The organism is Paraburkholderia sp. GV068 (assembly GCF_003058125.1).
Taxonomy (GTDB): domain Bacteria; phylum Pseudomonadota; class Gammaproteobacteria; order Burkholderiales; family Burkholderiaceae; genus Paraburkholderia; species Paraburkholderia graminis.
On sequence record NZ_QBUB01000001.1, the window covers coordinates 574667 to 588268 of the forward strand.

Annotated in this window: 12 protein-coding genes; all 12 read left to right on the plus strand. The window is 63.6% G+C overall.

Features of this window, described 5'->3' with window-relative positions; all coding sequences use genetic code 11:
• The first annotated feature begins 135 nt into the window (after nt 1–135).
• Nucleotides 136–1212: a helix-turn-helix domain-containing protein gene (locus C8K18_RS02615; protein ID WP_029967453.1), complete on the plus strand. Its 1077-nt coding sequence runs from the start codon at nt 136–138 to the stop codon at nt 1210–1212.
• Between the two features lie 83 nt (nt 1213–1295).
• A complete protein-coding gene (ispG, locus tag C8K18_RS02620) occupies nt 1296–2612 on the plus strand; it encodes a flavodoxin-dependent (E)-4-hydroxy-3-methylbut-2-enyl-diphosphate synthase (RefSeq protein ID WP_053858428.1) in 1317 nt (438 codons plus the stop codon).
• Between the two features lie 20 nt (nt 2613–2632).
• Nucleotides 2633–3973: a histidine--tRNA ligase gene (gene hisS, locus C8K18_RS02625; RefSeq protein ID WP_107706568.1), complete on the plus strand. Its 1341-nt coding sequence runs from the start codon at nt 2633–2635 to the stop codon at nt 3971–3973.
• A 79-nt stretch (nt 3974–4052) separates the two neighbouring features.
• Complete coding sequence (locus tag C8K18_RS02630) at nt 4053–4682, plus strand: tetratricopeptide repeat protein (RefSeq protein ID WP_006051312.1); 630 nt, start codon at nt 4053–4055, stop codon at nt 4680–4682.
• A 74-nt stretch (nt 4683–4756) separates the two neighbouring features.
• Nucleotides 4757–5902, plus strand: a complete 1146-nt coding sequence (bamB, locus tag C8K18_RS02635; RefSeq protein ID WP_107706569.1) for an outer membrane protein assembly factor BamB — start codon at nt 4757–4759, stop codon at nt 5900–5902.
• Between the two features lie 608 nt (nt 5903–6510).
• Complete coding sequence (gene der / locus C8K18_RS02640) at nt 6511–7848, plus strand: ribosome biogenesis GTPase Der (protein WP_029967444.1); 1338 nt, start codon at nt 6511–6513, stop codon at nt 7846–7848.
• Nucleotides 7849–7990: 142 nt separating this feature from the next.
• Entirely contained in the window at nt 7991–8227 is a 237-nt protein-coding gene (gene hfq, locus C8K18_RS02645; RefSeq protein ID WP_006051315.1) for an RNA chaperone Hfq, read from the plus strand.
• Nucleotides 8228–8299: 72 nt separating this feature from the next.
• Entirely contained in the window at nt 8300–9472 is a 1173-nt protein-coding gene (gene hflX / locus C8K18_RS02650; protein ID WP_035569768.1) for a GTPase HflX, read from the plus strand.
• Between the two features lie 49 nt (nt 9473–9521).
• Nucleotides 9522–10934, plus strand: a complete 1413-nt coding sequence (hflK, locus tag C8K18_RS02655) for an FtsH protease activity modulator HflK (RefSeq protein WP_107706570.1) — start codon at nt 9522–9524, stop codon at nt 10932–10934.
• A gap of 12 nt (nt 10935–10946) precedes the next feature.
• Nucleotides 10947–11849, plus strand: coding sequence for a protease modulator HflC (gene hflC / locus C8K18_RS02660; protein WP_006051318.1), 903 nt, complete (start codon nt 10947–10949; stop codon nt 11847–11849).
• 45 nt (nt 11850–11894) lie between these two features.
• Nucleotides 11895–12086: a DUF2065 domain-containing protein gene (locus C8K18_RS02665; RefSeq protein ID WP_006051319.1), complete on the plus strand. Its 192-nt coding sequence runs from the start codon at nt 11895–11897 to the stop codon at nt 12084–12086.
• A 231-nt stretch (nt 12087–12317) separates the two neighbouring features.
• A complete protein-coding gene (locus tag C8K18_RS02670) occupies nt 12318–13469 on the plus strand; it encodes an ATP phosphoribosyltransferase regulatory subunit (protein WP_053858424.1) in 1152 nt (383 codons plus the stop codon).
• The last annotated feature ends 133 nt before the right edge of the window (nt 13470–13602 follow it).

The following is a 13602-nucleotide window of genomic DNA, read 5'->3' on the forward strand; positions in this document are numbered from 1 at the left end:
AAGAAAGTTTGCAGAATCGATCGGAAGCGGCACAAGAGGCCGCGCATTTTGTTATAAACGGTCTGCGATTCGGACATGAGGTTTGGACCGGTCCGGTCGCACAGTGAAAAAAGAATCGACGCGAAAGGATTTGGGATGAGTGAGCCGCAGCACCCGCAGCCGCAGGACACAGACACGAACGAAGGCCGCCCGGCATCTGTCGCACGGGCGGTGGTGCAGCCTGTGGGGCAGCCGGGCCTGGACTCGCTGGCGGCGGTTGGCGCGCGCTTGACGCAACTGCGCGAATCGAAGAACTGGTCGATCGAAGACGTTTCTGCCCGCCTCAAGGTGGCGCCCGCCAAATTGCGCGCGCTCGAAGCGGGCGACATCAGCCACTTGCCGGACACCACGTTTGCGCTCGGCGTCGTGCGCAGCTATGCGAAGATGCTCGGCGCCGATCCCACGCCGTTTACGCAGGCTTTGCGTCGCGAGAAGGGCGTGCCTGCGCCGGATCTGTCGATGCCGGCTTCATCGGGCAAGGATTTGCCGCGCGGCCGCGTGTCGCTGTCGCTCGGCGGGGGCGCGCAAAGAAGCCGCTCGTGGTTGTGGGGCGTCGCGGCGGTGATCGTCGCGGTTATCGCGCTCGCCATGTGGCATACCAATGGCGGCGATTCCACGGCTTGGCTCGCGCGCCTGAAAGCAAGCGCGAACGGCGGCGCGGGTGGCGCCACTGGTGCGTCCGGTGCTGTCGCGCAAGGCCCGGCGGCCGGCTCGGAGGCAGCCGCTCAGGAGGCGGCGCCCGAGACGGACGCTGCGGCGCAAGGCGCGTCGTCGGCTACACCGATGCCCGCTCCGCTCGCTGCCGGCACGGCGCCGGCTTCGGCGCCGCCCGTCACGGCTACGCCTGCTGCGCCCTCTGCTGCTGTGGCGAGCGCGCCGGCGGTGGTCGCGGGCGCATCGGCGGCGGTTGCAGCGCCGCGGGCAGGTTCGGCCATCGTTGCGCTGCGCGTCACGCAGGATAGCTGGTTCAGCGTGCGCGGCAAGGACGGCAAGGAAGTGTTCTCCGGCCTCGTGCGTGCAGGCGACACAAAAGAAGTGACGGGCGAAGCGCCCTTGAAGGTTACGGTCGGCAACAAGGCGGGTCTCGAGTCGATCACGCTCGACGGCCAGCCGGTCGATCCGTCGAAATATGCGGCGGCGAAAGGCAACGTGGCGCGCTTCGCGCTGCCTTGATACAGACGGTGTGCGCCGCGGCCAACCGGACCGCGGCGCTTTTTCAATTCAGGCGCTGCATTTTTGCGGCGACTGCGGCGTAAATGGGTTTTTCGATGCAATCCGAAGCTCAATCCCAATCCAGTAGCAAGATCGTGTCAAACGAGCCGGTGTTCGGCGGACAGGCGCCGCGGCGCAAGTCGCATGCGGTCGACGTCCGTTGGGGCGGCCAGCTCGTCACCATCGGCGGCGACGCGCCGGTGCGCGTCCAGTCGATGACAAACACGGACACCGCCGACGCCATCGGCACCGCTATCCAGATCAAGGAACTCGCGCAAGCCGGTTCGGAACTGGTGCGCATCACGGTCAACACGCCGGAGGCGGCCGCGGCCGTGCCGGCGGTGCGCGAGCAGCTCGACCGCATGGGCGTATCGGTGCCGCTCGTCGGCGATTTTCATTACAACGGCCACCTGCTGCTGCGCGACTACCCGGCGTGCGCGGAGGCGTTGTCGAAGTACCGCATCAACCCCGGCAATGTCGGCCACGGCGCGAAGCGCGACACGCAATTCGCGCAGATGATCGAAGCGGCGGTGAAGTACGACAAGCCGGTTCGTATCGGCGTGAACTGGGGCAGTCTCGACCAGGACCTGCTCGCGAAGATGATGGACGAAAACGCCGCGCGTTCCACGCCGTGGGAAGCGCAAAGCGTGATGTACGAAGCGCTGATCCAGTCGGCGATCGGCTCGGCGGAGCGGGCGGTCGAACTCGGTCTCTCGCGCAACCAGATCATTCTGTCGTGCAAGGTGAGCGGCGTGCAGGACCTGATCGCGGTGTACCGCGAGCTCGCGCGCCGTTGCGATTTCGCACTGCATCTCGGTCTGACGGAAGCGGGCATGGGCTCGAAGGGCATCGTCGCGTCGACGGCGGCGTTGTCGGTGCTGCTGCAGCAGGGCATCGGCGACACGATCCGCATTTCGCTCACGCCTGAACCGGGCGCGCCGCGTACCGGCGAAGTGATCGTCGGCCAGGAAATTTTGCAGACCATGGGTCTGCGCTCGTTCACGCCGATGGTCATTGCCTGCCCCGGCTGCGGTCGCACGACCAGCACGCTGTTCCAGGAACTGGCGTCGCAAATCCAGACCTATCTGCGTACGCAAATGCCGGTCTGGCGCGACCAGTATCCTGGCGTCGAAAAAATGCACGTCGCGGTGATGGGCTGCATCGTCAACGGTCCGGGCGAGTCGAAGCAGGCGAACATCGGCATCAGCCTGCCGGGATCGGGCGAGAATCCGGCTGCGCCCGTGTTTATCGACGGCGAGAAGGTCAAGACGCTGCGCGGCGAGAACATCGCGCAAGAATTCCAGCAAATCGTGAGTGACTACGTCGAGCGCCGCTATGGCCGCGCCGAGGCGCTCAACTAAACATCGGCTATCGCATACAGATGACTGAACAGAAGAAAAAGCTCGAGAAGCTGTCCGGCGTGAAGGGCATGAACGACATCCTTCCGCAGGAAGCCGGGCTGTGGGAATTTTTCGAAACGACCGTCAAGTCGATGCTGCGTTCGTACGGATACCAGAATATTCGTACGCCTATCGTCGAACATACACAGCTGTTTACGCGCGGTATCGGCGAAGTGACGGACATCGTCGAGAAGGAAATGTACAGCTTCACCGACGCGTTGAACGGTGAAAATCTGACGATGCGCCCGGAAAATACGGCGGCGGTGGTGCGTGCGGCGATCGAGCACAACATGCTGTACGACGGTCCGAAGCGTCTGTGGTACATCGGCCCGATGTTCCGTCACGAGCGTCCGCAGCGCGGCCGTTATCGGCAGTTTCATCAGGTCGGCGTCGAAGCGCTCGGCTTTGCCGGCCCCGACGCCGACGCTGAAATCATCATGATGTGCCAGCGTCTGTGGGACGACCTGGGCCTCATGGGCATCAAGCTCGAAATCAATTCGCTCGGTCTCGCGGAACAACGCGCGGCGCATCGCATCGAACTGATCGCGTACCTCGAAAAGCACATGGACGTGCTGGACGAAGATGCAAAGCGGCGTCTGTACACGAACCCGCTGCGCGTGCTCGATACGAAGAACCCCGCGCTCCAGGAAGTCGCGCAAAACGCGCCGAAGCTGATCGACTTTCTCGGCGAGGAATCGCGCGCGCACTTCGAAGGTTTGCAGCGCATTCTCAAAGCGAACAACATTCCGTTCAAGATCAATCCGCGTCTCGTGCGCGGTCTCGATTACTACAATCTGACCGTGTTCGAATGGGTGACGGACAAGCTCGGCGCGCAAGGCACGGTCGCCGCGGGCGGCCGTTACGATCCGCTGATCGAGCAGCTCGGTGGTAAGGCTACGGCGGCGTGCGGCTGGGCGATGGGCATCGAGCGGATTCTCGAGCTGCTGAAAGAAGAGCAACTCGTGCCCGAAGACGAAGGTTGCGACGTGTACGTGGTCCACCAGGGTGACGCAGCACGCGAGCAGGCCTTCATCATTGCCGAGCGTCTGCGCGATACCGGCCTCGACGTGATCCTGCATTGCAGCGCGGACGGTCAATCGGCGAGCTTCAAATCGCAGATGAAACGCGCCGACGCAAGCGGCGCCGCGTTCGCCGTGGTGCTCGGCGAAGACGAGATCGCGAACGGTACGGTCGGGGTCAAACCGCTGCGAGATACAAATGCTAACGGCGGTAAAAACGAGCAACATAACGTGCCCGCCGAAGACTTGACCGAATTTCTAATCAATGCGATGGTTGCAACCGCCGAAGACGGCGACGACTGATCGCGATGTCGTCGAGCCGGTTTTGTGACCGATCAGACTCGACACGCACACGTAGCAAGAAAGAGGAAATCGCCGGGCAATGAGTTACCACGACGAACAAGAATCGATTGAAGGTCTGAAGGCTTGGTGGGCGCAGTGGGGCAATGCAACCACGTGGATCGTGCTGGTGGCGCTGGTCGCCGCAGCCGGCTGGAACGGCTGGAATTTCTGGCAACGGCGTCAGGCCGCGGAAGCCGCCGTGCTGTACGACCAGGTGCAGCAGGCGGTGGCATCGGGCGATAAGGCGAAGATCAGCCGCGTCGCCGCCGACATGGAAGACAAGTTCAGCCGCACCGCGTACGCGCAAATGACGGCGCTTGGCGCCGCGAAGGCGCTGTACGCAGCCGGCGACGAGGCCGGCGCGAAAGCGCAGTTGCAATGGACCATCGATCACGCGAAGGACGACGAGTTCAAGCAGATCGCCAGGCTGCGCCTCGCTTCGCTGCTGCTCGACGAAAAGGCTTACGACCAGGGCCTCGCGTTGCTCGCCGAACCGCAATCCGACGCGTTCAAGGGCATCGTGGCCAACGGCCGCGGCGATCTGCTCGCCGCCCAGGGCAAGCGTGACGACGCGCGCGCGGCCTACAAGCTCGCGCTCGAATCGCTGCCGAAGAACGACAGTTCGGAGCGCCAATTGATCCAGTTCAAGCTGGACGCGCTGGGCGGCTAAGCAGCGCGCGCAATGTCGCGCGCCAAGATCAACCGGCCTTTCTTTAACCTATTTCCTGAATGCTTCGTCCACCGATGAATCTGCTGAAACGTTACGCTGTGCCCGTTGTCTGTGCGATGACCGTCCTCGCTCTCGCGGCATGCTCATCCACGAAAGACGAGCGCCGCGTGCCGACGCCGCTCACCGAGTTCAAACCCGTGCTCGACGTACAGCAAGCCTGGAAGACGAGCGTCGGCAAGGCAGGCCGTTATCTGTTCTCGCCGGTTGCGATCGGCGACGCCGTGTACGCGGCCGGCGCGAACGGCTCCGTTGCGAAGATCGACGCGCAAACCGGCAAGGACATCTGGCGAGTCAAGCTGCACGACGACATCTCCGCGGGTGTCGGCAGCGACGGCACGCTGACGGCCGTCGGCGGTCTGAAGGGCGACGTCTATGTGCTCGGCACAGACGGCAAGCAATTGTGGACGGCCAAGGCGCCCGGCGAAATCATCTCGCCGCCGCTCGTCGGCAATGGTCTCGTGGTCGTGCGTACAGTCGACGGCCAGATCGTCGCGTTCAATGCGCAAACCGGCGAGCAGAAGTGGAATTACCGCAATCGCGCTGTGCCGCTGAACCTGCGCGTGTCGTCGGGCATGACGTTCGCGGGCGACGCGGCCGTGCTGGCCGGTTTCCCTGGCGGATCGTTCTCGGCGATCAATCTGCAAACGGGTGAGACTTACTGGCAAACGCCGGTGTCCTATCCGAAGGGCGTGACGGAAGTGGAGCGCATCAACGACGTGACCGGCCCGCCCACGCTGGTCGGTTCGGAAACCTGCGCGGTGACGTTCCAAGGTCAGATCGGCTGTTTCGATGCGAACTCGGGCCGCGCGCTGTGGGAAAAGGCGTTCTCGAGCGCGAGCGGTCTCGCGCAGGACGATCGCGCGGTCGTCGCACCGGACGACTGGTCCGTCGTCTCCGCGTTCGACGTCGCCACCGGCGCGCCGCTGTGGAAGAACGACAAGCTCAAGAACCGCGAACTCGGCGTGCCGTTTATCCTCGGCCGCGCTGCGGTGCTGGGCGACTATCAGGGCTACGTGCACTTTCTGTCGCGCGAGGACGGAACGCTCGTCGCACGCATGAAGACCGACGGCAGCGCGATTAGCGCGGCACCCGTGCTGGCCGGCGAGACGCTCGTCGTGCAAACGCGCGACGGCGACCTGTACGGTTACCGTCCGCGCTGATTGGCGGGAGCGCTGTCGAGCGCGCAGGCCGGCTTTGCCGGCCGCGCGTTTTTTTGAGGCGCGTAGTAGTGGTAGCACCTTTGCGTGCGCCGACGCCGGCGCCGGCAGGCGGTGCAGGCAACGCACACCGCGCGTGCAACATCGCGAGGTAAGTAAGCGATTCCACCGGACTGGCTGAGTCGGTGAGAACGAAAAACGCTGCGAAAGCGAGCGGCACAATCGCTGCGAATAACAGCAATCGGCCGCGAACGGCGAACACAGCAGCGCATGAACGCGATGCAGTCGAGCGATGCACGCAAGCGATCAACAAAAGCAGCACGCGTGATGCCGCTTGTTGCTGGTGGTGTCGCAGTCAGCGGCGCAGTCAGCCGCATCACAAGACACGCAGCGTAGCCGGCGAACGAACCACCTGCAGCAGGACATGACCTCGCAGCCGATCACGCTGCGCATCAGCCAAACCCCCGTCCGCCTCGGCGCGCATCTGGACAGCGCATCCGGGGCTGGCCGAATTCGTGATAATTTTCGTCAAACGCTGCCGTGTAGCGGCGCAATGGCGTCGCTATGCGGACGGTCGATTCCGATCCGCGTTTCACCGTGAACAACATCTGATGAAACCCGTTATTGCCCTCGTCGGGCGCCCCAATGTGGGGAAATCCACGCTGTTCAACCGCCTCACGCGTTCGCGTGACGCGCTCGTCGCCGACTTGCCCGGCCTCACCCGCGATCGCCACTACGGCGAAGGGCGCACTGGTGAGCGGCCGTATCTCGTCGTCGACACGGGCGGTTTCGAGCCGGTCGCGAAAGACGGCATCCTGCACGAGATGGCGCGCCAGACGCGCCAGGCGGTGGAGGAGTCGGACATCGTCGTGTTTATCGTCGACGGCCGCAATGGTCTCGCGCCGCAAGACAAGTCGATCGCCGACTATCTGCGCAAGACGGGCCGGCCGATTTTCCTCGTCGTCAACAAGGCCGAGGGGATGAAGTACAGCACCGTTGCCGCCGACTTCTACGAACTCGGTCTCGGCGATCCGCGCGCGATTTCGGCCGCGCACGGCGACGGCGTCACCGAAATGATCAACGAGGCGCTCGGCGTCGCGTACGCGGGCCAGCCCGAAGAGACCGACGAGGACAAGGAAGCGCGCGGCGTGAAGATCGCGATCGTCGGCCGTCCGAACGTGGGCAAGTCAACGCTGATCAATGCGCTGGTGGGCGAAGAGCGCGTGATCGCATTCGACATGCCCGGCACCACGCGCGATTCGATCTACGTCGACTTCGAGCGTCAGGGCAAGCCGTACACACTGATCGACACGGCGGGTCTGCGCCGCCGCGGCAAGGTGTTCGAAGCGATCGAAAAGTTTTCGGTGGTGAAAACGCTGCAGTCGATTTCCGACGCCAACGTCGTCATTCTGCTGCTCGACGCGCGCCAGGATATTTCGGAACAGGACGCGCACATTGCCGGCTTCGTGGTCGAGCAGGGCCGCGCGCTGGTGGTCGGCGTGAACAAATGGGACGGGCTCGATTCGCATGTGCGCGAACGCACGAAAGCCGATCTGGAACGCAAACTAAAATTCCTCGACTTCGCCAAATTCCATTTCATTTCCGCTGCGGAAAAAACGGGAATCGGTCCGCTCATGCGTTCGGTTGACGACGCCTACGCCGCGGCAATGTCGAAGCTGCCCACACCGAAGCTCACGCGCGCGCTGATCGAGGCGGTCGAATTCCAGCAGCCGCGCCGACGCGGTCCGGTGCGGCCGAAATTGCGTTACGCGCACCAGGGCGGACAGAACCCGCCGATCATCGTGATTCACGGCAACGCGCTCGACGCGATCACCGAAACGTACAAACGCTACCTTGAAAACCGCTTCCGGGAAACTTTCAAGCTGACCGGGACTCCATTGCGAATAGAGTTCAGATCGTCGACGAACCCTTACGCGGACAAAGGCTGAAACCCGCGTGTGCGTTGGGTTTGGCCGCTTCGGCAGGGGCCCCGCGCGAAAACGAAAATCGGCTATAGTGTAGCGGTTGACGGCAGATACCTTTTCTTCTGTCGTCAATTCAGTCAACCTGCAAAAAAATACGGAGTTTGCTATGAGCAACAAAGGGCAATTGTTACAAGACCCGTTTTTGAACGCACTGCGTAAAGAGCATGTGCCGGTGTCGATCTACCTGGTCAACGGCATCAAGCTTCAAGGGAACATCGAATCGTTCGACCAGTACGTCGTGTTGCTCAGGAATACGGTCACCCAGATGGTCTACAAGCACGCAATCTCGACTGTCGTGCCAGCCCGTCCGGTGAATTTCCACCCGGATTCCGAACAGTCCTAACCCCCGTCGCGGCCGGCATAGCGTCGCCCGTTGGCGATTACTTCCGGCCGCCTCATTTTGATACCCTCCAATTTGATCAATGCAGCGCTTGTCGGCATCGACTTCGGTAAGATCGATTTCGAAGCCAGTCTCGAAGAACTCAGCCTGCTCGCGCAAAGCGCGGGCGCGAATCCTCTAGTCACCCTCACCGGGCGCCGGGCGAGTCCCGACGCGAAGATGTTCGTCGGCAGCGGCAAGGCCGAAGAACTGCGCCTTGCGTGTGAGGCCAACGACATCGAACTCGTCATCTTCAATCACGCTCTTGCGCCTGCCCAGCAGCGCAATCTGGAGCAAGCGCTTAATCGGCGCGTGATCGATCGCACGAGTCTCATCCTCGATATTTTTGCGCAGCGCGCCCGCAGCCACGAAGGCAAGCTGCAGGTGGAACTCGCGCAATTGCAGTATCTGTCCACGCGGCTGATCCGTGCATGGACTCACCTCGAGCGGCAAAAAGGCGGTATCGGCTTGCGCGGGCCTGGTGAGACGCAGCTAGAAACCGACCGCCGGCTGATCGGCGAACGCATCAAGGCGCTCAAGTCGCGGCTCGAAAAATTGCGCCGACAGCACGGCACGCAGCGCCGCCAGCGCTCGCGCAATCAGACCATGTCGGTGTCGCTCGTCGGCTACACGAACGCGGGCAAGTCCACGCTCTTCAATGCGCTGACGAAGGCGCAGGCGTACGCGGCCGATCAGCTTTTCGCCACGCTCGACACGACTTCGCGCCGTGTTTATCTCGGCGACGAAGCGGGGCAGGTGGTGGTGTCCGACACGGTCGGCTTCATCCGCGAACTGCCTCACCAACTCGTCGCGGCGTTTCGCGCCACGCTCGAGGAAACGATCCACGCGGATCTGCTGCTGCATGTCGTGGATGCTTCCAGCGCCGTGCGTCTCGATCAGATCGATCAGGTGAACGAGGTGTTGCACGCAATCGGTGCGGACACCATCCGGCAGGTGCTCGTGTTCAACAAGATCGACGCGGTGCCCGAATTGGCGGCCCGCGGCGAGGCGGTCGAGCGAGACGAGTATGGTAATATTTCGCGCGTCTTTTTGAGCGCGCGCACGGGGCAAGGGCTGGACACATTGCGCGCTGCCATCGCTGAGATCGCTACTGCCGAACCTCTTCCCGACACGCTGCTGGACTCGTCGGAAGAAGACCGGTCGGCAGCACCACGCGAGCACCGCAAGGTTCCAGAACTCGGGCACTGACCCGTTCCAATTGCACTGACCCGCTGTCTACTCTGGTGAACGAACACAGGTGAACGATTACAACGAGCGGAGTATCTGGCTGCGCATGCGCGCCATGCTTTCACTGAACGATCCGCGCTGGGGCCGTGGCGATGGCAATGGCGAGCGCCAGCGGCCCGTCGAGCCCAAGCGGCCGCAGGCCAAGGAAGGTGAAGGTCCGCCCGATCTCGACGAGATGTGGCGGGATTTCAACCGTCGTTTGAGCCGGATGTTCGGCCGCAAGGGCGGCGGTGCCGGCGGCGGCCGTCCGGACAACGGACGTGGCGCGCGCATCGGCGTCGGCATCGTGATCGGCGTGCTGATCGCCATTTATCTCGGCAGCGGCGTGTTCGTGGTGCAGGACGGCCAGGCCGGCGTGGTGATGCAGTTCGGCAAATATCGCTACACGGCCGCGCACGGTGTGCACTGGCGTTTGCCGTATCCGTTCGAAACGCACGAGCTCGTCAATATCGGCCAGGTTCGCCAGGTGGAGATCGGCCGCAACAACGTCGTGCGTCTTGCGAACGTGAAAGACGCGTCAATGCTGACGCACGACGCGGACATCGTCGACCTGCGTTTTGCCGTGCAGTACCAGATCCGCAAGCCGACCGATTATCTTTTCCGCAGCGTCGATCCCGACCAGAGCGTGATGCAGGCCGCGCAGGCCGCGGTGCGCGGCATCGTCGGCGCGCGCAGCACACAAGACATTCTTGGTCAGGATCGCGAAGCAATTCGCCAGCAATTGATCGCGGCAATCCAGAAATCGCTCGATCAATACCAATCCGGTCTCGCTGTCACGGGCGTGACGATCCAGGCGGTGCAGGTGCCTGATCAGGTGCAGGCCGCGTTCGACGACGCCGCGCGCGTGCGTCAGGAAAACGAGCGTGCGAAGCGCGACGCGCAAGCCTATGCAGCCGAGCTTCTTCCGCGCGCACAAGCGGACGTGGCGCGCCAGATCGACGACGCGAAGAAGTACAGCGACAAGACGGTGGCGCAAGCGCAAGGCGACGCGGACCGCTTCAAGGAAGTCTATGCGCAGTACTCGAAGGCGCCCGCTGTGATTCGCCAGCGCATGTATCTGGAAACCATGCAGCAGATCTATTCGAATACGACCAAGGTGTTTGTGGACAACAAGAGCGGCAACAACGTGCTGTATCTGCCGCTCGACAAGCTCGTCGAGCAGAACCGTCAGCGTGTGGCAGACGCCGCGGCAGCCGCGGCTGCATCCGGCGCCGCAGCGGCGGGTGCGTCGCAGCCGGCGAATTCGTCGGGTGCCGTGGCGGCGCAGGCGAATGCCGCATCGGCTGCCGCCGCATCGACGGCTGCTTCCGGGTCCGCATCCGCAGCAGCCGCCACGCCTGCAAGCCGCGCGGCGGCGAGCAGCGACGCGCTGCGTTCGCGCGAGTCCTTCCGCAGCCGTATGCGCGAAGACGACGTTCAATAAGGAGCGCAGAACATGAACAAGATCATTGCGCTCGTCATCGCGGTTGTCATCGTGCTGTTCGCCGCTTCGTCGATGGTGGTCGTTGTCGACCAGCGTCATATGGCGGTGTTGTCGTCGCGCGGCGACGCGGCGCCGGCGTTGCTCGGGCCCGGACTGCACGTGAAGCTGCCGCCGCCGTTGCAAACGGTGACGCTCGTCGATAGCCGCATCCAGTCGCTCGACGCGCCGGACGAAGACCGCTACGTAACCGCCGACAAGAACGATTTGCTCGCGAACCCGGTCGTCAAATATCGCGTGACCGATCCGCTGAAGCTGCTCGCCGAAACGAAGGGCGACGTGCAAAGCCTGCCCGAGCGTCTCGCGCTCGTCGCGCGCGGCGCGCTCGGCGACGCATTCGGCAAGTACACACTGTCCGATGCGCTCGCCAAACAGCAGACACTCGCCGACGAAGCGCGCGGCGCGATGGACAAGACGGCGGCATCGCTCGGTGTGTCGGTGGTGGACGTGCAGTTGACGCGGGTCGATTTCCCGGCCGCCATGGCCGACTCGGTCTACAAGCGGATGATCGCCGAGCGCCAGCAGATCGCGGCCGACGAGCGCGCGAAGGGCGCCGCCGAAGCCGACAAGATCAAGGCCGACGCCGTCGCGCAGCAGCAGGCCATTCTGGCTAACGGCTACGGCCAGGCGCAGACCATCAAGGGCGAGGGCGATGCGAAAGCCGCCGAGATCGCCGCGCAGGCGTACGGCAGCGACCCGGAGTTCTATCAGTTCTATCAAAGCATGCAGGCGTACCGGAACACCTTCAAGCCTGGCGACGTGATCGTGGTCGACCCGAGCAGCGAGTTTTTCCGCTTCATGCGTAGTCCGACCGGCGGCGCAGCCCCGGACGCTTCCGCGGCCTCGCGCAAACACTAATAACCCGGAACGCCGCGGCATTCGCATCGCGGCCCCTTCTTTCGCATGGATATAGTCGGCTCGTTACTGCTCGCGATCGCGTTGATGCTGGTTATCGAGGGGATGTTCCCATTCGTTTTTCCGAGCGCGTGGCGCGACACGTTCCGTAGAATAGCGGAACGGCCCACGCATCAGATCCGTATCGGCGGCCTGATCGTCATGCTGCTGGGACTGATTCTGCTGTTTTTCGTGACTTGAGGCGGAGCGTGGGGCGACGCGCGATGCGCGATGCCTCAGCGTGAACAAGCCCGCGATGTTTCCGCATCGACCGCCGCGTGTTTCGACAGGCGCTCTTCCTGCGTAGCGACTGCATGAGCCGTACGCTTCCGCCGCCGTCTGCCGAAGCCGCCGCAATCGAGTCCGAGCCCGCCATTCACACTTACTACCGGCGCATTGTGCCGCCGTGTTCAACGTCGTAGGACTGTATCGATGTCGACCTGGTTACTTCCCGAGAACATTGCCGACGTGCTGCCGTCGGAGGCCCGCAAGATCGAAGAATTGCGGCGTCGTCTGCTGGACCGTTTTCGCTCGTACGGCTACGAGATGGTCATGCCGCCGCTGCTCGAATACATCGAGTCGCTATTGACGGGCGGCGGGCACGATCTGAACCTGCGCACCTTCAAGCTGGTCGATCAGTTGTCCGGACGCACGCTCGGCCTGCGCGCCGACATCACGCCGCAGGTCGCGCGTATCGACGCGCATCTGCTGAACCGTCAGGGCGTCACGCGTCTTTGCTACGCCGGGAATGTCGCGCATACGCGGCCGCGCGGTCTGCACGCGACGCGCGAGCAGATTCAGATCGGCGCTGAAATTTACGGTCATGCGGGCCTCGAGGCCGACCTTGAAATCCAGCAACTGATGCTCGATGCGCTGCATCTCGCGGGCCTGGGCAAAGTGCGCCTCGACCTGTGTCACGCGGGCGTGCTCGCGGCGTTGATCGAAGCGGAGCCGGCCGCCGCCGAACTCGGCCAATCGCTCTACGACGCGCTGGCGGGCAAGGACGTGCCGCGGCTCGTCGAATTGACCGCGAATCTTTCGGCCGTCACGCGCGATGCGTTGCGCGCGCTGCCTTCACTCTACGGCGACGCGTCGGTGCTCGAAGAAGCGCGCGCGCGTTTGCCGAATGCGCCGGCCATCGCACGCGCGCTCGACGACCTCGCATTCCTCGCAAGCCAGGTCGAAGGCGCCGAAGTGATGATCGACCTCGCCGATCTGCGCGGCTACGCGTATCACAGCGGCGTGATGTTCTCGGCGTATGTCGACGGCGTGCCGAACGCGGTCGCGCGCGGCGGCCGTTACGACCACGTCGGCCAGGCGTATGGCCGGGCGCGCGCGGCGACAGGCTTCTCGCTCGATCTTCGCGAAGTCGCGCGCATTTCGCCCGTCGAAGCGCGCAGCAGCGCGATTCTCGCGCCCTGGCAACACGACGACGCGCTGCGCGTGAGCGTGGCCGCGTTGCGCGACGCCGGTGAAGTCGTGATCCAGGCGCTGCCCGGTCACGAACACGATCTCGACGAATTCGCGTTCGACCGCGTGTTGGTCGAGCGCAACGGCGCATGGACCGTCGAACCGCGCTCGTGAGCGCGTTTTAATAGCGTCGCTCACGGTTTTTTCGCGGACACATCGAGGCGCGCAGCAGTTGTTCCGCATGCGTCGCCGGACATCGCGCGGCTATTGGCTACCCTCGGCCAACATCGGCCACCACCGGCCGCGC

Excerpts from the sequence above, each read along its gene's own strand:
- C8K18_RS02670 (WP_053858424.1), top strand. The coding sequence starts at position 12,318 with ATGTCGACCTGGTTACTTCCCGAGAACATTGCCGACGTGCTGCCGTCG.
- C8K18_RS02630 (WP_006051312.1), top strand. The coding sequence starts at position 4,053 with ATGAGTTACCACGACGAACAAGAATCGATTGAAGGTCTGAAGGCTTGG.
- der (WP_029967444.1), top strand. The coding sequence starts at position 6,511 with ATGAAACCCGTTATTGCCCTCGTCGGGCGCCCCAATGTGGGGAAATCC.
- hflC (WP_006051318.1), top strand. The coding sequence starts at position 10,947 with ATGAACAAGATCATTGCGCTCGTCATCGCGGTTGTCATCGTGCTGTTC.
- hfq (WP_006051315.1), top strand. The coding sequence starts at position 7,991 with ATGAGCAACAAAGGGCAATTGTTACAAGACCCGTTTTTGAACGCACTG.
- bamB (WP_107706569.1), top strand. The coding sequence starts at position 4,757 with ATGAATCTGCTGAAACGTTACGCTGTGCCCGTTGTCTGTGCGATGACC.
- hisS (WP_107706568.1), top strand. The coding sequence starts at position 2,633 with ATGACTGAACAGAAGAAAAAGCTCGAGAAGCTGTCCGGCGTGAAGGGC.
- ispG (WP_053858428.1), top strand. The coding sequence starts at position 1,296 with ATGGGTTTTTCGATGCAATCCGAAGCTCAATCCCAATCCAGTAGCAAG.
- C8K18_RS02615 (WP_029967453.1), top strand. The coding sequence starts at position 136 with ATGAGTGAGCCGCAGCACCCGCAGCCGCAGGACACAGACACGAACGAA.
- C8K18_RS02665 (WP_006051319.1), top strand. The coding sequence starts at position 11,895 with ATGGATATAGTCGGCTCGTTACTGCTCGCGATCGCGTTGATGCTGGTT.